Genomic DNA, 21,539 nt, shown 5'->3' on the forward strand with positions numbered 1-21,539 from the left:
GAGTTGCGCGAAGGCGTCATGAAGCCGGCGAAATTCGAGCTGGATGGTCCCACGGTGAGCATCCAGGGCAGGGGCTGGGCCAACCTCAATACGCACGAGATCGACCAGCAGCTGCGCGTGGGAGTGCCGGTCAGCAGTGCCGTGCCGGTGGTGGCCGGCTTCCTCGCCGGCCCTGTGGTCGGCGGTGCCCTGGTGGCGGCGGACCTGCTGCTGGACAAGCCGCTGTCGCGCCTGACCTCGGTGCGCTATCACGTCAGCGGCCCTTGGGATGCGCTCAAGGTCGATGACGAAGTGCTCNCAACCGCGAGGCAGTCGCCTCCGGTCTGGTGCAGGCCGCCGCGGAGGGCGTGCAGCTGCTGGTGCTGCCGGAGAATTTCGCGCTCTTCGGGCCGGAGGCCGCGAGCCGGGGGGCCGTGCTCTGGCAGGAGATCGATGCTTGGCTGTCGGCGCAGGCGGCCGCCCACGGCCTCTGCATTGTCGCCGGCACCCTGCCGGTGCCGGTGCGTCCCGACGGTCTGCCCGTGCCCGATGGCCGCGTGCGCAGCGCCACCCTGGTCTATGCTGCCGATGGCCGCCGCCTCGGGCGCTACGACAAGCGCCACCTGTTCGATGTCGAAGTCGGCGATGCCCAGGGACGCTATCAGGAGTCGCTCACCTACGAGCCGGGCGATGACACTGTGCTCATCGACACCCCGTTCGGCGGCCTCGGCGTGCTGACCTGCTACGACCTGCGCTTTCCCGAGCAGGCGCGCGCGCTGCGCAGTGCCGGTGCCGACATCCTGGTGGTGCCGGCCGCCTTCACGGCGGTGACCGGCGAGGCGCACTGGCAGGTCCTCCTGCGCGCGCGCGCCATCGAGAACCAGTGCCTGGTGATCGGCGCGGGGCAGGGGGGCTGGCATTCGGCGCGGCGCGAGACCTGGGGGCACAGTCAGGTCATCGATGCATGGGGCACGGTGCTGGCGGAGCGTCACGAGCCCGGCCAGGGGCTGGTCATGGCTGACTGGGATGTTCAGTCCCAGCAGGACCTGCGGCGGCGCATGCCGGTGGAGCAGCACCGCCGCGACTGAGCCGGCAACACGTCATGCGCCGGTACTCCGCGCCGGGTGATTCAGGCCCGCTGGCCGGCGTCTCGATCGGAAACTTCAGGCAGACAGGGCGACCAGCTCGCGCAGATGCAGCCAGAGCTTGTGCCGCGCGGGGTGGCTGCTTTCGCTGATTTCCTCGTCGGGCTTCGCTTGCATTTCCTTGCGTGCGTTGCGCAGCAGCTGGCGCAGCGTGTGCCGGTCGGCGGCCGGGAAGCGGCCGGTGACCTCGCCCAGCGCTTCATCACCCTGGGCCAGCAGGCGTGCCAGCAGCAGGTCGAGCTGGCGCAGCAGGGCCGGGTTGCGCAGCGGATGCAGCGCACCGAGGATGGCCTCCTCGTCGGCATGGCGCATGAGCTTGCCGATGAACTGCTTCTGCCGGCGAATGGCCTCGTGCGCTTTCAGGCGCCTGAGTTCGAGCAGGGCGGCGAGCAGGGTCTCGTCCAGCGGCAGCTTGCGCAGCTGGTCCTCGCCCAGGCCGCCGAGGCGCTCTCCCAGCGCTTGCAGGCGCTCCATGGACTTCTTCTGGTCCGACTTGCTGGGGCCGTAGTCCTCGTCGTCGTAATCGTCATCGGGCGCGTGACGGGGGCACATGCCGGTCTCCGGTGGCTGGGGTGGATGGGCCCTGGGACAGGGCTGTCGACACGCACCGGTGCCGGTGCGGGGTCGCGATGATAGGCGTTATTCGGCCTCGCCGAAACGGTCTGCGATCAGCGCCGTGACGGCGGCGAGGGCGGCATCGGCGTCATCGCCCTCGATCAGCAGGCTGAGCCGGCTGCCCTGGCCGGCGCCCATCATCAGCAGCGCCATGATGCTGCGGGCGTCGACGAGGCGGTCACCGCGTCCGATCCGTATCGATGACTTGAAGCGCACCGCGGTTTCCACGAGCTTGGATGACGCCCGGGCATGCAGGCCCAGCCGGTTGATGATGTCTACCTCGGTCTCGTGCCGTGGCATCAAAGTCGCCCCTTGCGATGCAGTTCTCGATGTCTGGTCTGCAGCTGACCCAGTGTTTCGTGGAGGGCCGCCGACAGGCGCTCGACCATGTAGACCGAGCGATGCTGGCCGCCGGTGCAGCCGATGGCCACCGTGACATAGGTCCGGTCACTGGCCTGGAGTTCGGGCAGCCAGCGCAGCAGGAAGCTGTATATGTCGAGGTAGAGCGCCTCCACCAGCGGCTGCTCATCGAGGAATTCTATCACTGGCTGGTCCAGGCCTGTCATGTCGCGCAGTCCGGTCTCCCAGTGCGGATTGGGCAGGCAGCGCACGTCGAAGACCAGGTCGGCGTCGAGCGGCACGCCGTGCTTGAAGGCGAAGGACTCGATCAGGACCATGCTGGTGCGCTCTCCGTCCGGCTCGAAGCGCTGGCGCAGCGCCTCGCGCAGGTCGTGCACGGACAGCGAGCTGGTGTCGAGGCGCAGGTCGGCGTGGCTGGCGAGCTGGTCAAGCAGCTCGCGCTCGTAGGCGATGGCCTCCTCCAGCGAGCGCTGGTTGCTGCTCAGCGGATGCTTGCGACGTGTCGAGCTGAAGCGCGCCATGAGCATGTCGTCGCGCGCGTCGAGGTAGACGATCTCGGGGTCGCAGCCCTGCTCCTTCAGTATGCGGGCGATGTCGGCGTAGCGGCTCAGGTCGTGCACGCGGTTGCGAGCGTCGATGCCCACCGCGAGACGGGTCGGCTCGCCTTCGATGCCGGAGCGGAAGGTGTTGACCAGTTCGGGCAGCAGGGCGACCGGCAGGTTGTCCACGCAGTAGTAGCCCAGGTCCTCGAGCTGGTGCAGCGCCGTCGACTTGCCCGATCCGGACCGCCCGCTCACGATCACCAGTTTCATCTCGCCCTCGCCGCCATGGTTTTTTTCTGCGCCTATCCTCCCGGCCGGCGCGACGCTTGGCAAGGCCGAACTTGGTCGGGGTATGACGTTTGTCGGTTGCGGAAAGAAAATGCCCGGGCTGGCCGGGCATTTCGGGTGTCACGCCGGCGTGTCAGCCGGTCTTTCCAGGGGTGTTCCGGATGTCACGGGGCCATCAGTGGGCCTGATGCTTCTCCTTGTGCCGGACGATCTGGCGGTCCAGCTTGTCCGACAGCTTGTCGATGGCGGCGTAGAGGTCGTCGGACTGGGCAATGGCGAAGAGTTTCGCCCCCGAGGTCCGGATCACGGCTTCCGCCTTCTGGACGAGCTTGTCGACGCTGAGAATGACATCGATGCTGGTGATGTGGTCGAAGTGCCGTTCGACCCGGGCCAGCTTGGCCTGGGCATAGTCGCGAAGGGCATGGGTCAGTTCAACGTGGTGTCCACTGATGGTCATCTGCATGAGACGCTTCCTCGCTTTCGTGGGTGACGACAGCGGGAACCTGAACTTCCAGGCAGTGGCGGGTCGGGCGGGCGAACAGTCGGGAACCGTCGCCCGGGCGGCCTGTCGAGTCCGGAAGCAGAGGTCCCCAGTTAAAGAATGCGGTACCTGCTTCGCCTTTCATCAACAACCGGTATGTCTTCGACTGTACCCGCTTGGGAAATCAAAGCAAGCGCTTTCTGTCACTCGACGAGGGGATGTTCAGCGACTCGCGGTATTTCGCGATGGTGCGCCGCGCCACCTCGATGCCCTGCTCCTGCAGCAGGTCGGCAATCTTGTTGTCGCTCAATGGCTTGCGCGGGTTTTCCTGGGCCACCAGCTTTTTGATCATGGCGCGGATGGCCGTGGAGGAGGCCTCGCCGCCGCTGCTGGTGCCGACGTGCGAGGAGAAGAAGTACTTCAGCTCGAACAGGCCGCGCGGCGTGTGCAGGTACTTCTGCGTGGTCACGCGCGAGATGGTCGATTCGTGCAGGCCGACCTCGTCGGCGACGTCGCGCAGGATCAGCGGCTTCATGGCCTCGGGGCCTTCCTCGAGGAAGCCGCGCTGGTGCTCGACGATGCAGGTGGCGACCTTGAGCAGGGTCTCGTGGCGGCTCTGCAGGCTCTTGATCAGCCAGCGCGCCTCCTGCAGGTGGTCGCGGATGAACTGGTTGTCACGGCTGCTGTCGGCGCGTCGCAGCATGGCAGCGTAGCCGCTGTTGACGCGCAGCCGGGGCGCGGCCTCCGGGTTCAGCTCCACGCGCCAGCGGCCGTTGTGCTTGCGCACCACGACATCGGGGATCAGGGTCTTTTCGTCGTCCGGGCCGGCCCAGCCTTCGCCCGGGTGCGGCTTGAGCTGGCGGATCAGCGCCATGACCTGCTGGATCTCGGCTTCGCTCAGGCGGGTGGCGCGCATCAGTCCCGGCAAGTCGCCGGCGGCGAGCTTGTCGGCATGGTCGCGCAGCAGGCACTGGGCGCCTGCCAGGCCCTCGGTGCCGGCCGGGCGCTGGCCGAGCTGGATCAGCAGGCACTCGCAGAGGTCGCGGGCGGCCACGCCGGGCGGATCGAACTGCTGCACCCGGTGCAGCACGGCGAGGATCTCGTCCTCCTCCGGCACTTCGTCGATCCAGTGCTGCACGGTGTCGGCCAGCTCCTGCAGGCTGACAGTGAGGTATCCGCGGCTGTCGAGACCGTCGATGACAGCCTCGGCCACCAGCCGGTCGGTGTCGTTGAACGGGGTCAGGTTGAGCTGCCAGCGCAGGTGGTCCTGCAGGCTCTCGGCCTGGGCGTTGCGGGTCTCTATGGGGTCGCCGTCTTCGTCCACCGGTTCGCCGCCAGTGCCTGAGCCGCTGCCGACGTAGATGTCGTCCCAGGCGGTGTCGACTGGCAGCTGGTCAGGCATGTCCGAGCGCTGGTCGAGATCCAGGGTCTCGCCGGCCTTGTCGGGGGCTTCGGGCGTGCTGTCGTGCGGCTCGCTGCTCATGCCGGCAGGCTCGCTGCCGTCATCGAGTTCGAGCAGCGGATTGCTGTCGAGCGCGGACTGGACCTCCTGCTGGAGTTCCAGGGTCGACAACTGCAGCAGCTTGATGGCCTGCTGCAGCTGCGGTGTCATGGTGAGGTGCTGCCCCAGCCCCAGATGGAGCCCGACTTTCATCACAGCGAGAATTGCTCCCCTAGGTAGACTTCGCGCACCAGCGGGTTGGCGAGGATGGCTTCGGGCGTGCCCTCGGCGATCTCCACGCCGGCGCTGACGATGTAGGCCTTCTCGCAGATGTCCAGCGTCTCGCGCACGTTGTGGTCGGTGATCAGCACGCCGATGCCGCGCTGCTTCAGGTGCGTGATGATGCCCTTGATGTCGGCCACCGAGATCGGGTCGACGCCGGCGAACGGCTCGTCGAGCAGGATGAACGCGGGATCGCTGGCCAGCGCGCGGGCGATCTCGACGCGGCGGCGCTCGCCGCCGGACAGGCTCATGCCCGCGCTTTTGCGGATGTGCGTGATGTTGAACTCTTCCAGCAGCGATTCCAGCTTGGCCTGGCGCTCCGCCTTGCCGAGGTCCTGGCGGGTTTCCAGGATGGCGAGGATGTTGTCCTCGACGCTGAGCTTGCGGAAGATCGAGGCCTCCTGCGGCAGGTAGCCGATGCCCTTGCGTGCGCGGCCATGCATGGGCAGGTGCGAGATGTCCTCGCCGTCCAGCCGGATGCGGCCGCGGTCCATCGGCACCAGGCCCACGATCATGTAGAAGCTGGTGGTCTTGCCGGCGCCGTTGGGGCCGAGCAGGCCGACGATCTGCGCGCTTTCCACGGTCAGGCTGACGTCCTTGACGACGCAGCGGCCCTTGTAGCTCTTGGCCAGGTTTTCGACGCGAAGCGTGGTCACTTGCTGCTCCCGGTGGTGGCCTTGGGCTTGCCGGCTTCACGCTGCTGCGGCGGGAACACCAGCTCGACGCGCTGGCTGCCGTTGCCGCTGGCTTCGATCTGCTTGCGCGCGATGGAGTAGACGATGCGCGGCCCGGTGAAGCTGGCGGCGTCCTGGCGCAGCACGGCGTTGCCGATCAGGGTCACCGTGCTGTTGACGTTGTCGAACAGGATCTCGTCGGCGGTGGCGACCACCGGCCCCTTGGCGGGATCGGTCTTCTGCTGGTAGCGCGCGGGCTTGCCGAGGGTGCGGGCGGTGGTCAGCGCGCCTTCCTTGTCGACCTTCAGCGTCAGGGTGTCGCCCTGCACGTCTAGGGTGCCCTGGGTGATGCGCACGCTGCCGCGGTAGGCGGCCTCGCCCCGGCCTTCGTCCATGGTGGCGTGGTCGGCGGTGATGCGTATCGGCTGCCGGCTGTCCTCGGGCAGCGCCCAGGCGGTCGTCTGCAGCGACAGTGCCAGCACGGCGGCCAGGCCGGCGCGGATCCTTCCGCGGCGCGGCTCAACGACGGGAAGGCGCATAGAGGACCTCGACGGCGGAGTTGAATTGCAGGGTGCGGGATTGCAGGTCGGCGGTCAGGCCGCGGCCGGACATCCGGCCCTGCGGTCCGGTGATCTTCACCAGCTCGGGCGTGTCCAGCCGGTTGGCTCGCGGGTTGGCGTGCAGGCGCTCGGTCTCCACCCGCAGCGGCATGCCCTGGCTGGCGTCGCGCAGGGCCACGACACGGCCCTCGAGCCAGATGTCGGTGCCCGGATCGGTGCTGGTGGCCTGATTCGCGGTCAGGTGCCAGCCGGGTTTTCCGTCGCTGTAGAGACGGATGTCCGGCGCGTTCATCTCGAAGCGCTCGGGGCCGGCGCTGCCAGCTGCATAGTGCAGCAGCTCGCTGCCGTCGAAGCGGCGCAGCGGGCGCCCCTGCTCGTCGGCCTGCCAGCCCTGCATGCCGGCGATGATGTAGTCCGGTCCGGTGTGCTCGGCCCGCGTGCGGCCGTCCCCGTCATCGTGGCCGAAGCCGTAGTAGGCGAAAGCGCCCACGGCCAGCAGCACGATGGAGGTCTGCAGCAGCGGCCGGATGTCCATCTCAGGCGCCCGTGTCCAGGTAGGGCGCGAGGGCATCCTCGTAGCGTCCCTGGGCGTTCAGCAGCAGGTCGCAGACCTCGCGCACGGCGCCACGGCCGCCGGTCAGCGTGGTTACGTGATCGGCGCGCGCGCGCAGCTCGGGGTGGGCGTTGGCCACCGCCACGCCGAGGCCGGCGGCGAGGATGGCGGGCAGGTCGGGCCAGTCGTCGCCGACGTAGGCGACTTCATCAAGCGCGATGCCGAGCTCGCCGGTGAGTTCGCGCAGGGCGACCAGCTTGTCTTCGCGACCCTGCAGCAGGTGGCTGATCTTGAGGTTGGCGGCGCGACGCTGCACCAGCTGAGTGGTGCGGCCGGTGATGATGGCGACCTCGATGCCGGCGCCCTGCAGCATCTTGATGCCGTGGCCGTCCTGGGTGTCGAAGGTCTTGAATTCCTGGCCGTCCTCGGCGAAGTAGAGGCGACCGTCGCTGAGCACGCCGTCGACATCGAGTGCCAGCAGGCGGATGCGCGCGGCCTTTTCCTTGACGCGGAACGAGAGCATCAGACCACCCCCGCGCGCAGGAAGCCGTGCATGTTGGCGGCGCCGACCGGGCGGCCGTCGGCATCGACGACGACGACGCCGTTGACGCGACGGGCCTCCATGCGTGCCAGCGCCTCGGCGGCGAGGATGCCGGCGGGCACTGTCAGGCAGTTCGGGGTCATGACCTGACCGATGGGCGTGCTGCGGATATCGAGGTTCTGGTCGATGCTGCGGCGCAGGTCGCCGTCGGTGTAGAGGCCGGCGAGCCGGCCGTCGTGATCGACCACCGTGGTCATGCCCAGGCCCTTGGCGGTGATTTCCAGCAGGGCGTCGCGGATGGTGGTGTCGATGCCCACCACCGGCACCTGCCCGTCCTTGTGCATGATGTCGTCGACCAGCAGCAGCAGGCGGCGACCGAGCGCTCCGCCCGGATGCGAGAGCGCGAAGTCCTCGGCGGTGAAGCCGCGTGCTTCCAGCAGGGCGACCGCGAGCGCGTCGCCGAGCACCAGCGTGCTGGTGGTCGAGGAGGTCGGCGCCAGTCCCAGCGGGCAGGCTTCCGGCGACTTGCCGATGGTGAGCGCGACATCCGCGAAACGGCCCATGCTGCAGTCGGCCAGCGCGGTGATGGTGATCAGCTTGGCGCCACGGCGCTTGATGACGGGAATGATGGCGAGGATTTCATGGGCCTCGCCGGAGTTGGAAATGGCGATCACCACGTCCTGGCCGGTGACCATGCCGAGGTCGCCGTGACTGGCTTCGCCCGGATGCATGAAGAAGGCCGGGGTGCCGGTGGAGGCGAGCGTGGCGGCGATCTTGTTGCCGATGTGGCCGGACTTGCCCATGCCGGAGACCACGACACGGCCCTGGCAGGCGAGCAGCAGCGCGCAGGCCTGCCGGAAGCCCTCGCCGATGTGCGGGCGCAGGGCTTCCAGGGCATCCGTCTCCACCTGCAGGACACGCAGGCCGGAGCTGACGAAGTCAGTGCGGCTCATGAGGCTATCCTTGTAGACATACAAATTCGGTGCCAATTATGGACAAGCGGCCGGGCGGCGACCAGCCCCTTTCGCGGGACATTGCCACACGGAAATAGTGGTATGCTCCCGGCCTTTGCAACGAGCCCTGCGAGACCCATGACAGAGTCAGCGTCCGATCTGGTGCAAATCCGTGATCTCAGCTTCAAGCGTGGCGACCGCGTCATTTTCGACCGGGTCAACCTGCGCATCCGTCGTGGCCAGGTCACGGCCATCATGGGCCCCTCCGGTTGCGGCAAGACCACCATGCTGCGTTTCATCGGCGGCCAGCTCCGGCCCGACAGCGGCGAAGTGCTGGTGAATGGCCAGAACGTTCCGGCCCTGGCGCGCGATGACCTGTTCCGACTGCGCGCGCGCATGGGCATGCTGTTCCAGTCCGGCGCCCTGTTCAGCGACCTGTCGGTGTACGAGAACGTCGCCTTCCCGCTGCGCGCTCATACCTCTCTGCCGGAATCGCTGATCCGCGACATCGTGCTGCTCAAGCTGGAGTCGGTCGGCCTGCGCGGCTCCGAGCAGCTCATGCCGGCCGAGCTGTCGGGCGGCATGGCGCGCCGCGCCGCGCTGGCGCGCGCGATCGCGCTCGACCCCGAACTGATCATGTACGACGAGCCCTTCGCCGGCCAGGATCCCATGGTCATGGGCGTGCTGGTTCGGCTGATCCGCACGCTGCGCGAGGCGCTGGACCTGACCACGGTGATCGTCTCGCACGACGTCGACGAGACCCTGTCGATCGCCGACTACATCTACGTGCTGGCCAACGGCCAGGTGGTCGGCGAGGGCTCGCCGGACGAGCTGCGCGCCTCGGCCTCGCCGTTCGTGCAGCAGTTCCTGAACGGCGAGGCCGACGGCCCGGTGCGTTTCCACTATCCGTCGCGGCCCTGGGCCGACGTGCTGGGAGGCTGATCCATGCTGTCGCGCGTGCAGGCGCTGGGTGCCGAAGGCATCGCCGTGATCCGTTCGCTGGGCTCCGCCGGCCTCTTCCTGTGGCAGGCGCTGGTGTGCTGGCCGCGCTGGCGCCAAGCGTTGCCGCTGCTGATCCAGCAGATCTACGCCGTTGGCGTGCTGTCGCTGGTCATCATCGTGGTGTCGGGCCTGTTCATCGGCATGGTGCTCGGGCTGCAGGGCTACAACATCCTCATTACCTACGGCAGCGAGCAGGCGCTCGGCACCATGGTGGCGCTGACACTGGTGCGCGAGCTCGGGCCGGTGGTCACCGCGCTGCTCTTCGCCGGCCGCGCGGGTTCCGCGCTGACCGCCGAGATCGGCCTCATGAAGGCCACCGAGCAGCTCTCCAGCATGGAGATGATCGGCGTCGATCCGCTGCGCCGCATCGTGGCGCCGCGCTTCTGGGCCGGCGTCATCACCATGCCGCTGCTGGCGGCCATCTTCACCGCGGTCGGCATTCTCGGCGGGCGCCTGGTCGGCGTCGACTGGCTGGGCGTGTTCGAGGGCTCGTACTGGGCCAACATGCAGCAGTCGGTGAATTTCCTCGACGATGTCGTCAACGGCCTGATCAAGGCCCTGGCCTTCGGCATCGCGGTGACCTGGATCGCGGTGTTCCAGGGCTATGATTGCGAACCCACCAGCGAAGGTATTTCGCGCGCGACCACGCGCACGGTGGTCTATGGTTCCCTGGCGGTGCTGGCTCTGGATTTCATCCTGACCGCCGTCATGTTCGGAGGCGTTTGAGATGCGTATCAAGTCCCTTGAGCTGGTGGTCGGCGGCTTCCTGCTGCTGGCGTTCGGCGCCCTCATGTTCCTGGCGATCCAGGTCAGCGGCCTGTCGTCGGAAATGAGCAAGCCCAGCTACCGGGTCCACGCCCTGTTCCAGAACGTCGGCGGCCTCACCGTGCGCGCCAAGGTCACCATGGCCGGTGTCACCATCGGCCGCGTCGAGTCCATCGAGCTCGATCGCAAGACCCAGCTCGCGCGCGTGGAGCTGTCCATCGACCGCACGGTGGACGACATCAGCACCGACACGGTGGCGGCCATCCTCACCGCCGGCCTGCTGGGCGAGAAGTACATCGGCCTGACGCCGGGTGCCGACGAGGACTTCCTCAAGGAGGGCAGCCGCATCGAGCAGACGCAGTCGTCGCTGGTGCTGGAAGACCTGATCGGCAAGTTCCTGTTCAACAAGGCCACGGAAACGCCGGCGGGCGAGGCCGGCGCAAGTGGTTCCGCGTCAGCCGCGGGCGCCGACGACGCGTTCTGATAGGCATGGAAACGAGAAGGAGATTCCCCATGGTCCGCCTGTTCACATCCCTGTCTTCCCGCCTCGTGCTGGTGCTGCCGGCGCTGCTGCTGGCGCTGTCGCCGCTGCCGGCCGCCGCTGCCGGCGAGGCCAATCCCCAGGTGGTGGTGAAGTCCGCCGTCGACACCCTGACCGCGCGCATCGTCAAGGAGCGCCAGGCGCTGAAGAGCAGCCCGGCGGCGCTGAACCAGCTGGTCGAGCAGAACATCACGCCGTTCGTCGACATTCCGGGCATTGCCCGCGGGGTCATGGGCCAGTTCTACCGCCAGGCCAGCGACGCCCAGCGCGCCCGCTTCACCGAGGTGTTCAAGCAGAGCATGGTGCGCACCTACGCCAACGGCCTGATCGCCTACGACAACGAGAAGATCGTGTTCAAGCCCTACCGCCCGGGTGACGACCCCGCGCGCGGCCAGGTCGATGTCGAGGTCACCCTGGACAGCGGTACCGTGGTGCCGGTGACCTTCCAGATGCAGCGCGACGCCCAGGGCAACTGGAAGGCGCGCAACCTGATCGTCAACGGCCTCAACCTTGGCCTGACCTTCCGCAAGCGCTTCGCCGAAGTCATGGAGCAGAACACCAACAACATCGACAAGGCCATCGCTGCCTGGTCTCCGGGCCCGGTCGATGTCGTGAAGGACAAGAAATGACCGCCCGGGTCAGCGCGCTGCCCGACAACGCCGGACTCAGCCTGTCTGGCGTTGTCGACTACGCGTCCGCCGAAGCCTGCCTGAACGCCGGTGTCGGCGTGATCGGCGGCCTGGTGCCGGGCGATGCGCCCTGGGTCTGCGACCTGTCCGGGCTGGAGTCCGGCAGCAGCGTGACCGCCGCCGTGCTCATGGGCTGGCAGCGTGCCGCCGGCAGCCGCGGCCGTGCGCTGGCGCTGCGTGCCGTGCCCGGGCGCCTGCGCGCCATCCTGCAGGCCAGCAACCTGCTTTCCGTTTTCCGCCTCACTGATGACGAGCCACGATGAACGCCGCCGAGATCCAGAACCTGCTGTCTTCCGCCATTGCCGATGCGGCGCACATCGCCGTCGAGGGCGATGGCGGCAAGTTCAATGTCACCATCGTGCATCCCGCCTTCGAAACGCTGCGCCCGGTGGCCAAGCAGCAGATGGTCTACGGGCCGCTGCAGCCGCATATCGCCAGCGGTGCCATCCATGCCGTCAGCATGCGTACCCTGACGCCCGAAGAGTGGCGTAAAATGAAACTCTTCGGCTGATCCCCGCCAGCGCCCGTCCGGGCCCGGCGTTCAGAAACAGCTCCCGACACCAAGCAGCGCCGGATACAGGCAAGCTGGAGACAACATGGACAAACTGCTGATCACGGGCGGTCGCGTGCTCAATGGCGACGTGCGCATTTCCGGCGCCAAGAACGCCGCCCTGCCGCTGCTGGTGGCGCCGCTGCTGGCCGATGACGTGGTCACCATCGGCAACGTGCCGCACCTGCAGGACACCACCACCATCCTGCAGGTGCTGGGCCGCATGGGCGTGACCGTGACCATGGGCGACGCCGGCAGCGTGCAGATCGATGCCCGCACGCTGACCAGCGCTGTCGCCCCCTACGAGCTGGTGCGTACCATGCGCGCCTCCATCCTCGTGCTCGGACCGCTGCTGGCGCGTCACGGCGAGGCTTCGGTGTCGCTGCCGGGCGGCTGCGCCATCGGCTCGCGTCCCGTCGACCAGCACCTGAAGGCGCTGGAGGCGCTGGGCGCCGAGATCCGCGTCGAGAACGGCTATGTCCACGGCAAGGTCGCCGGCCGTCTCAAGGGCACCCGTCTGGTGTTCGACATGGTCACCGTCGGCGGTACCGAGAACATCCTCATGGCGGCCACGCTGGCCGAGGGCACCACGGTGATCGAGAACGCCGCGCGCGAGCCGGAGATCGTCAACCTGGCCGAGATCCTGATCGCCATGGGCGCGCAGATCGAGGGCGCGGGCACCGACCGCATCACCGTGCACGGTGTCGACCGCCTGCACGGCTGCACCCACGACGTGATTCCCGATCGTATCGAGACCGGCTCCTACCTCTGCGCCGGCGCCATCACCGGCGGCCGCGTGCGTGCGCTGGCGGCTGCGCCGGACCAGCTCGAGGCTGTGCTGCTCAAGCTCGAGGAGGCCGGTGCCCACATCAACACCGGCAAGGACTGGATCGAGCTCGACATGCAGGGTCGCCGTCCGAAGGCGGTGAGCTTCCGCACCGCACCGCACCCGGCCTTCCCGACCGACATGCAGGCGCAGTTCATGGCGGTCAACACCGTGGCCGAGGGCGTCAGCACGATCAGCGAGACCATCTTCGAGAACCGCTTCATGCACGTGCCGGAGCTGAGCCGCTTCGGCGCGAAGATCTCGGTCGACGGCCACACCGCCGTGGTGACCGGGGTCGACCGCCTGCTGGCGGCACCGGTCATGGCCACCGACCTGCGCGCCTCCATGTCGCTGGTGCTGGCGGCGCTGGCCGCAGAGGGCAGCACCGTGATCGACCGCCTCTACCACATGGACCGCGGCTACGAGCGTCTGGAAGAGAAGCTGGCCGGTCTCGGCGCCGAGCTGCGCCGCATCTCCTCGCGGAGCCCGACATGAGCCTGACCATCGCCCTGTCCAAGGGCCGCATCCTGAAGGACACGCTGCCGCTGCTGGCCGAGGCCGGCATCGAGCTGCTGGAGGATCCGGAGCAGAGCCGCAAGCTGATCTTCCCGACCAGCCGCGAAGGCGTGCAGATCGTCATCCTGCGCGCCACCGACGTGCCCACCTTCGTGCAGAACGGTGCGGCCGACATCGGCGTGGCGGGCAAGGACGTGCTGGTCGAGCACGGTGCCGAGGGCATGTACGAGCTGGTCGACCTGCAGATTGCGAAGTGCAGGCTGATGACCGCCGGCAAGGTCGGCGCGGCGCGCCCGAATCGCCGTCTGCGCGTGGCCACCAAGTTCGTCAACATCGCCAAGCGCTACTACGCCGAGCAGGGCGAGCAGGTCGAGCTGATCAAGCTCTACGGCTCCATGGAGCTGGCGCCGATCATGGATCTGGCCGACCTCATCGTCGATGTCGTGGATACCGGCAAGACGCTGAAGGAGAACGGCCTGGAGCCGCGCGACCTGATCATGCCGGTGAGTTCGCGCCTGATCGTCAACAAGACCGCCATGAAGCTGAAGCAGGCGCGCATCCAGCCGCTGGTCGACCAGCTGCAGGCCGCCGTGGACCGGCGCCAGGTCGCCACGGCGTGATGCCGGCCGCGTGTGGCTGCGCCGCCGGACGTTAATGTCCGGGCCGCCCGGGGCAGGGCCGGGGCCCGAGAGAGGTAGAGCATGAACAGACTCGACAGCCGCGATGCCGGCTTCTCCGCCGACCTGGACCGGCTGCTGGCCTGGGAAGGCGTGTCCGATGCCGCCGTGCAGCGCACGGTGGATGAGGTCATCACCCGTGTCCGCAGCGAGGGTGATGCCGCCGTCGTCGATTACAGCAACCGCTTCGACCACCTGCAGGCCGCCGGCATGGCGGCGCTGACGGTGCCGCGCGAGCGCCTGCAGCAGGCCTATGAGCAGCTCCCGGGCCGCGAGCGCGACGCGCTGGCCGCCGCCGCCGAGCGCGTGCGCCGCTACCACGCGCACCAGCGCCAGGAATCCTGGCAGTACACCGAGGCCGACGGCACCCTCCTCGGTCAGCAGGTGACGCCGCTGGACCGTGTCGGCATCTATGTCCCGGGCGGTAAGGCCTCGTACCCGTCGTCGGTGCTGATGAACGCGATCCCGGCCAAGGTCGCCGGCGTGCCGGAAGTCATCATGTGCGTGCCGACGCCGGGTGGCGAGGTCAACGAACTGGTGCTGGCAGCCGCCTGGCTGGCCGATGTCGACCGCGTGTTCACCATCGGTGGCGCCCAGGCCGTGGCCGCGCTGGCCTACGGCACCGAAAGCGTGCCGCGCGTGGACAAGATCGTCGGTCCGGGCAACATCTATGTCGCCACCGCCAAGCGCCAGGTCTTCGGCCAGGTCGGCATCGACATGATCGCCGGGCCGTCGGAAATCCTCATTTACTGCGATGGCCTCACCGATCCCGACTGGATCGCCATGGACCTGTTCTCGCAGGCCGAGCACGACGAGCAGGCGCAGTCCATCCTGATTGCCAGCGATGCCGCCTACCTCGATGCCGTGCAGGCGCGTGTCGATGCCCTGCTGCCGACGCTGGAGCGCGCCGACATCGCCGGCGTGTCGATCCGCGAACGCGGCGCGCTGATCCTGGTGCGCGACGAGGATGAAGCCGTCGAACTGATCAACCGCATCGCGCCCGAGCACCTGGAGTTGTCGGTGGCCGAGCCGCTGGCACTGCTGCCGCGCGTTCGCCACGCCGGGGCCATCTTCCTCGGTCGCCACACGCCGGAAGCGCTGGGCGACTACTGCGCAGGCCCCAACCACGTGTTGCCGACCTCGGGCACCGCGCGCTTCTCGTCGCCGCTGGGCGTCTACGATTTCCAGAAGCGCAGCAGCCTGATCGGCTGCTCGCCGGCCGGCGCGTCCACGCTGGCCGGCATCGCCTCCGTGCTCGCGCGCGGCGAGGGCCTGACCGCGCATGCGCGCTCCGCCGAGCTGCGCCTGCTGCCCGATGACGAGCCGGCGCCGGCCGCCGGCGGTGTGGAGGGCGGGGCATGAGCCGCTTCTGGAGTCCGTTCGTTCGTGACCTGGTGCCCTACGTGCCGGGCGAACAGCCGAAAATGGCCAATCTGGTGAAGCTCAACACCAACGAGCATCCCTACGGCCCGTCGCCGCTGGCCATCGCCGCCATGCAGGCGGCGGTGAACGATGACCTGCGCCTGTACCCGGACCCCAACGCCGACCAGTTGAAGACGGCGATTGCCGAGCATTTCGAACTGGCGGCGCAGGGTGGCGACAAGTCCTGGGTATTCGTCGGCAACGGTTCCGACGAAGTGCTGGCGCACGCCTTCCACGGCCTGTTCCAGCACGATCTGCCGCTGCTGTTTCCGGACGTGACCTACAGCTTCTACCCGGTCTATGCCGGGCTCTACGGCATCCGCCACGAGACCGTGGCGCTGAACGCGGCGTTCGAGATCGACCCGGCGGATTACGCGCGGCCGAACGGCGGCATCATCTTCCCCAACCCGAACGCGCCCACCGGCCGGCTGCTGCCGCTGGCGGCCATCGAGCGCCTGCTCGCCGACAGCCCGGATTCGGTGGTGCTGGTGGACGAGGCCTATATCGATTTCGGTGGCGACAGCGCGGTGGCGCTGGTCGGTCGCCATCCCAACCTGCTGGTGACGCAGACGCTGTCGAAGTCGCGTGCGCTGGCCGGCCTGCGCGTCGGTTTCGCCATTGGCCAGCCCGAGCTGATCGAGGCGCTGGAGCGGGTCAAGAACAGCTTCAACTCCTACCCGCTGGGGCGCGTGGCCCAGGCAGGCGCGGTCGCCGCCATCCGCGACCGCGGCCATTTCGGTGCCATGCAGGACATGGTCATCATGCAGCGCGACTCGCTGACGACGCGACTGGAGCGGCTGGGTTTCGAGGTGCTGCCGTCGGGTGCGAACTTCGTGTTCGCGCGCCATCCTGAGCATGCCGGTCCGGCACTGACCGCAGCACTGCGCGAGCGCGCGGTGATCGTGCGCAACTTCCGCCAGCCGCGCATCGAGGATTTCCTGCGCATCACCGTGGGCACGCCGGATCAGCATCGCGCGCTGATCGGGGCGCTGGAGGAGATCCTCGCCGGCGCGGTATGAGCTGCACGAGGTACAGAAAGGCCTAAGTCCTTCCCGGAAAACTGTAGCGCTTTACCAGCGTGTTTTCCGGGAAGGACTTAGGCCTTTCTGCGCTCAGCGGGTGCGGATCACTCCTGCCGGCTGCGCTGCTTCGGGCGCTCGCCCATCTCGACCTTCAGCGTCTGCTCCTTGCCTTCGCGGCGGATGACGACTTCGGCGACCTTGCCCGGCTTCAGCACGCCGATCTGGCCGATGACCTGGTCGGCGCTGGTGACCGCCACGCCTTCCACGCTCACCAGCTCGTCGCCGGCGCGCAGGCCGCCCCTGGCGCCCGGGCCGCCGGGCAGCACGCCGGCGATCTGCACCTTGCCCGGGTTGCGGCGCGAGGGCGGGGTGTCGCCGTCGGCGCCGGCGGCGATCTCTACGCCCAGCCAGCCGCGCACCACGCGACCGGTGGCGATGATCTCGGCCATAACCTGCTTCGCCAGCGGCGCCGGGATGGCGAAGCCGATGCCCAGGCTGCCGCCGGAGCGCGAGTAGATCGCCGAATTGACGCCGATCAGGTTGCCGCTGACGTCGATCAGCGCGCCGCCCGAGTTGCCCGGGTTGATGGCGGCGTCGGTCTGGATGAAGTCCTCGTAGGTGCTGATGCCGAGGCCGCGGCGGCCGATGGCGGAGATGATGCCCTGGGTCACGGTCTGGCCGACGCCGAAGGGGTTGCCGATGGCCAGAACGACATCGCCGACAGCGCTGTCCGAGGTCTTGAACGGCAGCACCGGCAGCTTGTCGAGCTCGATGCGCAGCACTGCCAGGTCGGTGTCGGGATCGGTGCCGATGACCTTGGCCGGCACTTCGCGGCCGTCGTTGAGCGCGACCACGATGCTGTCGGCGCTGGCCACCACGTGGTCGTTGGTGAGCACGTAGCCATCCGCCGAGACGATCACGCCGGAGCCCAGGCTGGCGGCGGTGCGCTCGCGCGGCAGCGGCTGGCCGTGGAAGCGGAAGAACTGCTCCAGCATGGGGTTGTAAGCCTGGCGCACCGTCTGCGTGGTGTAGATGTTGACCACCGCCGGTGCCGCGCGGGCGACGGCCGGTGCGTAGGAAACCGGCCCCGAGACCGGGCCGCCGGTCGCCGGTGCGCTGAACTCCTGCGCCAGCGAGGGCGGGGCGGTGACCGTTGTGGCGCCGGGCCAGCTATCATGCCAGGTGACGTAGCCGATGACGCCGGCGAGGGCGATCCAGGGCAGGGCGGTCGAAACGCGCATATCAGGGCTTCCTGTGGTCTGTGGTTCGCCGTGCGTGGTCGGCGGATGCGGCGCCTGCCGGTACGCACGCGCGCATGCCGGAAAATATGGGGGTGGTCCTGGCGTCTGGCAAGGGCTGCGGCCACCACAAGCAATCTGGCGAGGTTTGAAGCATGCTGTTGAACGAACTGGTGAGCCGCCTGGATGACCTGCTGCAGGCCGGGCGCTTCAATGATTACTGCCCCAACGGCCTGCAGGTGCAGGGGCGGGCAGAGGTGCGGCATCTGGTGAGCGGCGTCACCGCCTCCGAGGCGCTGATCGATGCCGCCATCGCCGAGGGCGCCGATGCCATCCTCGTGCACCACGGCTATTTCTGGAAGGGCGAGAACCCGGTGGTGACCGGCATGAAGCGGCGCCGTCTGGGCAAGCTGCTGGCGCACGACATCTCGCTGATCGCCTACCACCTGCCGCTGGATGCCCATCCGGTGCTGGGCAACAATGCGCAGCTCGCCGAGGTGCTGGGGCTGATGCGCGAGGGGCCGCTGTTTCCGGATCCGCGCCAGGTCGGCGATGTCGGCGTGCTGCCCGAGGCCGTGCCGGCGGCGGCGTTCGCCGCGCACATCGGGGAGCGGCTGGGGCGGATGCCGCTGCATGTGCCGGGCGCGGACCGACCGATCCGCCGTGTTGCCTGGTGCACCGGTGGTGCCCAGGGTTTCATCGATCAGGCCATCGCGCAGGGGGTGGATGCCTACCTCAGCGGCGAGATATCCGAGCAGACCACGCATGCCGCGCGCGAGTCGGGCGTGCATTACTACGCGCTCGGGCATCATGTCAGCGAGCGCTACGGGGCCAGGGCGCTGGGAGCGTGGTGCGCGCGCGAGCTGGGGCTGAGCCACCGCTTCATCGATATCGACAATCCGGCCTGAGGCCGGCGATGCCCGTGTCTGCCGGTCAGTGCCTGCCGGCCGGGGGAGTGATCAGGGCTGCAGGCGCTGGCGGGTCCAGCCGCCCTGGCCGTCCGGCAGGTACAGCACGCGGTCATGCAGGCGGCTGGGACGCCCCTGCCAGAACTCGATGTGGTCGGCGCCGAGGCCGTAGCCGCCCCAGTGCGGCGGCCTGGGTACCGGGGCCTGTTCCGGGTAGCGCTGCCGCAATGTCTCGGCACGCCCGGCCAGCACCTGCGCGTCGCTGATGCTCCGGCTCTGCTCGGATGCCCAGGCGCCGATGCGGCTGCCGTAGGGGCGGGAAGCGAAGTAGGCGTCCGACTCGGCGGCATCGAGGCGGCTGACCGCGCCCTCGATGCGCACCTGACGTTCCAGTGCCGGCCAGAACAGCGTCAGCGCGGCCTGCGGGTTGTGCAGCAGGTCGTCGCCCTTGCGGCTTTCGTAGTTGGTGAAGAAATGCAGCTGGCCGCGCTCCACGCCCTTGAGCAGCACGATGCGCGCGCTCGGTCGGCCGCGTGCGTCGGCGGTGGCCAGGGTCATGGCGGTGGGTTCGGGGACGCCGGCCTCGATGGCCTCCTGCAGCCACTGCTGCAGCTGCGTCAGCGGGTCGGCGTGGCAGTCTTCCGGCGCCAGCCCGCGGCNGCGGCAGGCCGACGGCCACCACCTCTCGCACCACCTGCTCGCGGCTGAGGCCGAGCTGCTCGAGCACTTCCATGGCGGGACGGGCGCCGAAGCGGCCGTACCAGGCGCGCACCAGGTAGGCGACCTGCTCGCGCATGTAGTCGGTGCGGCGGATCTGGTTCCAGTACAGCACCGCCAGGTAGCTCAGTCCCTGGATCTCCAGGTGACGCGTGGCCTGGCCGAGCTGGTAGGACTCCAGGCGCGGCCAGATGTCGTCGGCGAAGCGGCGGATGTTCTCGTTGCTCAGGGCGCGATCGACCAGCTTTTCGCTGAAGGCGGCGGTGGCCCGGATGTTCTTGGCGATGTAGGCCTTGATGCCGTGCTCGACGCTGCTGCCCAGCTTGCCGCTGCGCCCGATCATGTCCTTGCCGACCTTGATCAGCGAGTTCACGCCGGGCACGTTGCGCGCGACCGGATTTTCCGTGGTGATGAAGTCGACAATGCTGTGGTAAACCACATCGGAGAGCAGTCGTGTGTAGACCGGGCTGCTGAGTGCGGTGTGGATGAGCTCCTGGCGCAGTGCCGGGCGCTCGACCAGGCGCTCGACCATGAGGTCGTAGATCTGCCGGTTGATCAGCTGGCGCATCGGCTGCTGCTGATGGCTGGGGTTGCTGAGGCCAAGCTCGAACAGCATGACCGCCTGCTCGCGGAAGGCATCGGTCGGCTCGTAGGCGAGGACATTGCGGCCGATCCAGGCGATGACCTGCTCTTCGCTCAGCAGTTCCTGCACCGGCAGAGTCTCCAGCAGGTCGCAGTAGGCCTCCGCTTCGGTGACGAGATGCTGCTTCAGTGCGCTGCCCCGGAGGTCCCCGAGGAAGAAGTCGAGCTGTGCTTGCAGCAGCGCGGCGGCGTTGGGACGCATGGATGGCTCCGGCAGTGTCACGGTGTCAGTAGCGCAACATAGCGTTTTGAACGCCCAAAATCCATGCGGGCTTGCGGGTTGACGCGGGGGGCGTTCAGGTTTTGAAATAGGCAATCTGTCGAATATGGTGTCCTTGACGGCGCCTTCCGCCTCGAAATGACGGGAGTCATGCATGATCAGAACAAGAATGGACGGGCGCCGCTGATGCGCGCCTGGTGGCAATGGGGGGCGGCACTGCTGTCCGCGGGCGTGCCGGCCCTTGTGTCCGGACTGGCGTTTGCCAGCCCGATGTCCTATCCGGTGGCGGCACCGGTTTCCACGGTAATCGTGAGCGACCTGTCGGCCGGCCGGCAGTCCGGCACGCAGTCCGGCACGGCATCGGAGGTGATCGCGGTCGCCCCGGTCCAGGCCGCTCGCGGCGGCCTGCTGCGCGTGGCATCACAGGATCTGGTCAGTGCGGCGGCGGCCGATGACATGGTCATGACCGCGCTGACACTGATGGGCACGCCGTACAAGTTCGGCGGCTCGTCGCCGGAGCAGGGCTTCGACTGCAGCGGCCTGGTGCAGTACATCTATCGCGACATCAGCAGCGTCACCCTGCCGCGCACCTCGGCGGAAATGTCGCGGCTGGCGGGACGTGATGTCACCACCCGCGAGCTGACGGTCGGCGACCTGCTGTTCTTCCGCCTCGGCGGCAGCCGCCAGATCAACCATGTCGCGGTCTACATCGGCGAGGACCGTTTCGTCCATGCGCCGCGCACCGGCACGGTGGTGCGCATCGACAAGCTCGACAACCGCTACTGGATGCGCTACTTCGACAAGGCGCGGCGGCTGTTCACCGACGAGGGGCATCTCACCGTGGCCGCGCGCAGCGCGCCGGGAGATGGCGGGCGTTTCTGAGCCGAACATCGCCCCGTCGCCGTCTCTCGGGCGGCGGGCTGCAGCCATTCGTGGCGGGCTGACATGAAAGGCTCATGAATCAGCGGGAAAATGACTGGCGGAGCTGGCCGCCATAGTGTTGATAATGGTCGCGCTACAGGTGTGTAACCTGTGGCTTTCCGCACATTGCCCCTGATCCAAGGATTCCACAAGACTGCTCCGGCGTGGCGGCCTCGTCGTGCCCGGCTTCCCGGGAGACCTCCCGGAAACAACCAGGAGAACCGTTGATGCCCCATGACACCCCGCTGATCGCGACTATCGCCATAGGCCTGGTGCTGGCCTTCCTGCTGGCCATGCTGGCCAATCGCTTCAAGATATCGCCGCTGGTCGGCTATCTGCTCGCGGGTATCGTGGTGGGGCCGTACACGCCGGGGTTTGTCGCCGATGCCGAGCTGTCGCAGGAACTGGCCGAGATCGGCGTCATCCTGCTGATGTTCGGGGTGGGCCTGCATTTCTCGCTGAAAGACCT

At 68.1% G+C, this 21,539-nt stretch carries 26 protein-coding genes and 1 pseudogene; 15 read left to right on the forward strand and 12 right to left on the reverse strand.

The genetic code is table 11. The features are described 5' to 3' along the window. Positions 1 to 3: 3 nt before the first annotated feature. A pseudogene (locus C5O18_RS11090) lies at positions 4 to 261 on the forward strand (YhdP family protein); the annotation flags it as partial. Between the two features lie 65 nt (positions 262 to 326). After that, entirely contained in the window at positions 327 to 1,067 is a 741-nt protein-coding gene (locus tag C5O18_RS10785; RefSeq protein ID WP_241146690.1) for a carbon-nitrogen hydrolase family protein, read from the forward strand. A gap of 75 nt (positions 1,068 to 1,142) precedes the next feature. Here the strand turns inward: C5O18_RS10785 and yjgA are convergent, their stop codons facing one another. From yjgA to C5O18_RS00570, 10 genes are all read right to left on the reverse strand, one after another. Beyond that, positions 1,143 to 1,676, reverse strand: coding sequence for a ribosome biogenesis factor YjgA (gene yjgA / locus C5O18_RS00525; protein ID WP_105190935.1), 534 nt, complete (start codon positions 1,674 to 1,676; stop codon positions 1,143 to 1,145). 87 nt (positions 1,677 to 1,763) lie between these two features. Continuing rightward, on the reverse strand, positions 1,764 to 2,039 hold the full coding sequence (locus C5O18_RS00530) for an HPr family phosphocarrier protein (protein ID WP_105190936.1): 276 nt from the start codon (positions 2,037 to 2,039) through the stop codon (positions 1,764 to 1,766). Further along, the gene (gene rapZ, locus C5O18_RS00535; protein ID WP_105190937.1) at positions 2,039 to 2,911 is read right to left on the reverse strand and encodes an RNase adapter RapZ; all 873 of its coding nucleotides are present in this window, start codon (positions 2,909 to 2,911) and stop codon (positions 2,039 to 2,041) included. Before rapZ ends, C5O18_RS00530 begins: the two co-directional genes overlap by 1 nt. 193 nt (positions 2,912 to 3,104) lie before the next feature. Further along, entirely contained in the window at positions 3,105 to 3,392 is a 288-nt protein-coding gene (hpf, locus tag C5O18_RS00540) for a ribosome hibernation-promoting factor, HPF/YfiA family (protein WP_105190938.1), read from the reverse strand. Positions 3,393 to 3,594: 202 nt separating this feature from the next. Next, the gene (locus C5O18_RS00545) at positions 3,595 to 5,064 is read right to left on the reverse strand and encodes an RNA polymerase factor sigma-54 (RefSeq protein ID WP_105190939.1); all 1,470 of its coding nucleotides are present in this window, start codon (positions 5,062 to 5,064) and stop codon (positions 3,595 to 3,597) included. Next, on the reverse strand, positions 5,064 to 5,789 hold the full coding sequence (gene lptB / locus C5O18_RS00550) for an LPS export ABC transporter ATP-binding protein (RefSeq protein WP_105190940.1): 726 nt from the start codon (positions 5,787 to 5,789) through the stop codon (positions 5,064 to 5,066). The genes C5O18_RS00545 and lptB overlap by 1 nt, the downstream gene beginning before the upstream one ends. Continuing rightward, positions 5,786 to 6,346: a lipopolysaccharide transport periplasmic protein LptA gene (lptA, locus tag C5O18_RS00555; protein WP_105190941.1), complete on the reverse strand. Its 561-nt coding sequence runs from the start codon at positions 6,344 to 6,346 to the stop codon at positions 5,786 to 5,788. The genes lptB and lptA overlap by 4 nt, the downstream gene beginning before the upstream one ends. Then, entirely contained in the window at positions 6,327 to 6,902 is a 576-nt protein-coding gene (gene lptC / locus C5O18_RS00560) for an LPS export ABC transporter periplasmic protein LptC (RefSeq protein WP_158249224.1), read from the reverse strand. Before lptC ends, lptA begins: the two co-directional genes overlap by 20 nt. 1 nt (position 6,903) lies before the next feature. Then, positions 6,904 to 7,443: a 3-deoxy-manno-octulosonate-8-phosphatase KdsC gene (gene kdsC / locus C5O18_RS00565; RefSeq protein WP_105190943.1), complete on the reverse strand. Its 540-nt coding sequence runs from the start codon at positions 7,441 to 7,443 to the stop codon at positions 6,904 to 6,906. Next, positions 7,443 to 8,414, reverse strand: coding sequence for a KpsF/GutQ family sugar-phosphate isomerase (locus tag C5O18_RS00570; protein WP_105190944.1), 972 nt, complete (start codon positions 8,412 to 8,414; stop codon positions 7,443 to 7,445). The genes kdsC and C5O18_RS00570 overlap by 1 nt, the downstream gene beginning before the upstream one ends. 138 nt (positions 8,415 to 8,552) lie before the next feature. On the opposite strand from C5O18_RS00570, the gene C5O18_RS00575 reads away from it, so the two are divergent. From C5O18_RS00575 to hisC, 10 genes are all read left to right on the forward strand, one after another. Then, a complete protein-coding gene (locus C5O18_RS00575) occupies positions 8,553 to 9,356 on the forward strand; it encodes an ATP-binding cassette domain-containing protein (protein WP_105190945.1) in 804 nt (267 codons plus the stop codon). A 6-nt stretch (positions 9,357 to 9,362) separates the two neighbouring features. After that, complete coding sequence (gene mlaE, locus C5O18_RS00580) at positions 9,363 to 10,142, forward strand: lipid asymmetry maintenance ABC transporter permease subunit MlaE (protein WP_420884456.1); 780 nt, start codon at positions 9,363 to 9,365, stop codon at positions 10,140 to 10,142. A 1-nt stretch (position 10,143) separates the two neighbouring features. Beyond that, on the forward strand, positions 10,144 to 10,665 hold the full coding sequence (gene mlaD / locus C5O18_RS00585; RefSeq protein ID WP_105190947.1) for an outer membrane lipid asymmetry maintenance protein MlaD: 522 nt from the start codon (positions 10,144 to 10,146) through the stop codon (positions 10,663 to 10,665). A 29-nt stretch (positions 10,666 to 10,694) separates the two neighbouring features. Continuing rightward, positions 10,695 to 11,351 (forward strand): MlaC/ttg2D family ABC transporter substrate-binding protein, encoded by a 657-nt coding sequence (locus tag C5O18_RS00590; protein ID WP_146089160.1) that lies wholly within the window; start codon positions 10,695 to 10,697, stop codon positions 11,349 to 11,351. After that, complete coding sequence (locus C5O18_RS00595; RefSeq protein WP_105190949.1) at positions 11,348 to 11,674, forward strand: STAS domain-containing protein; 327 nt, start codon at positions 11,348 to 11,350, stop codon at positions 11,672 to 11,674. Before C5O18_RS00590 ends, C5O18_RS00595 begins: the two co-directional genes overlap by 4 nt. Continuing rightward, a complete protein-coding gene (locus tag C5O18_RS00600; RefSeq protein ID WP_105190950.1) occupies positions 11,671 to 11,922 on the forward strand; it encodes a BolA family protein in 252 nt (83 codons plus the stop codon). The genes C5O18_RS00595 and C5O18_RS00600 overlap by 4 nt, the downstream gene beginning before the upstream one ends. Positions 11,923 to 12,007: 85 nt before the next feature. Then, positions 12,008 to 13,282, forward strand: coding sequence for a UDP-N-acetylglucosamine 1-carboxyvinyltransferase (gene murA / locus C5O18_RS00605; protein ID WP_105190951.1), 1,275 nt, complete (start codon positions 12,008 to 12,010; stop codon positions 13,280 to 13,282). Continuing rightward, positions 13,279 to 13,923, forward strand: a complete 645-nt coding sequence (gene hisG / locus C5O18_RS00610; protein WP_105190952.1) for an ATP phosphoribosyltransferase — start codon at positions 13,279 to 13,281, stop codon at positions 13,921 to 13,923. The genes murA and hisG overlap by 4 nt, the downstream gene beginning before the upstream one ends. 81 nt (positions 13,924 to 14,004) lie before the next feature. Further along, positions 14,005 to 15,342 carry a histidinol dehydrogenase gene (hisD, locus tag C5O18_RS00615; protein WP_105190953.1) on the forward strand — a complete coding sequence of 446 codons (1,338 nt, stop codon included), beginning with the start codon at positions 14,005 to 14,007 and terminating at the stop codon, positions 15,340 to 15,342. Next, positions 15,339 to 16,421, forward strand: a complete 1,083-nt coding sequence (gene hisC / locus C5O18_RS00620; RefSeq protein WP_105190954.1) for a histidinol-phosphate transaminase — start codon at positions 15,339 to 15,341, stop codon at positions 16,419 to 16,421. The genes hisD and hisC overlap by 4 nt, the downstream gene beginning before the upstream one ends. A 107-nt stretch (positions 16,422 to 16,528) precedes the next feature. On the opposite strand, the gene C5O18_RS00625 is transcribed toward hisC, so the two are convergent. Further along, the gene (locus tag C5O18_RS00625; RefSeq protein WP_105190955.1) at positions 16,529 to 17,665 is read right to left on the reverse strand and encodes a S1C family serine protease; all 1,137 of its coding nucleotides are present in this window, start codon (positions 17,663 to 17,665) and stop codon (positions 16,529 to 16,531) included. A gap of 152 nt (positions 17,666 to 17,817) precedes the next feature. Here C5O18_RS00625 and C5O18_RS00630 point away from each other — a divergent pair, with 152 nt between their 5' ends. Next, the gene (locus tag C5O18_RS00630) at positions 17,818 to 18,570 is read left to right on the forward strand and encodes a Nif3-like dinuclear metal center hexameric protein (RefSeq protein ID WP_105190956.1); all 753 of its coding nucleotides are present in this window, start codon (positions 17,818 to 17,820) and stop codon (positions 18,568 to 18,570) included. A 51-nt stretch (positions 18,571 to 18,621) separates the two neighbouring features. On the opposite strand, the gene pdxH is transcribed toward C5O18_RS00630, so the two are convergent. Next, positions 18,622 to 19,221 carry a pyridoxamine 5'-phosphate oxidase gene (gene pdxH / locus C5O18_RS00635; protein WP_105190957.1) on the reverse strand — a complete coding sequence of 200 codons (600 nt, stop codon included), beginning with the start codon at positions 19,219 to 19,221 and terminating at the stop codon, positions 18,622 to 18,624. A 1,078-nt stretch (positions 19,222 to 20,299) separates the two neighbouring features. Here pdxH and C5O18_RS00645 point away from each other — a divergent pair. Together C5O18_RS00645 and C5O18_RS00650 are read left to right on the forward strand one after the other, a co-directional pair. Further along, on the forward strand, positions 20,300 to 21,031 hold the full coding sequence (locus C5O18_RS00645; RefSeq protein ID WP_158249225.1) for a C40 family peptidase: 732 nt from the start codon (positions 20,300 to 20,302) through the stop codon (positions 21,029 to 21,031). Between the two features lie 266 nt (positions 21,032 to 21,297). After that, a partial coding sequence (locus tag C5O18_RS00650) for a cation:proton antiporter domain-containing protein (RefSeq protein ID WP_206389671.1) occupies positions 21,298 to 21,539 on the forward strand: 242 nt, incomplete at its 3' end.

Source organism: Amnimonas aquatica (genome assembly GCF_002943415.1).
GTDB lineage: Bacteria > Pseudomonadota > Gammaproteobacteria > Pseudomonadales > Moraxellaceae > Perlucidibaca > Perlucidibaca aquatica_A.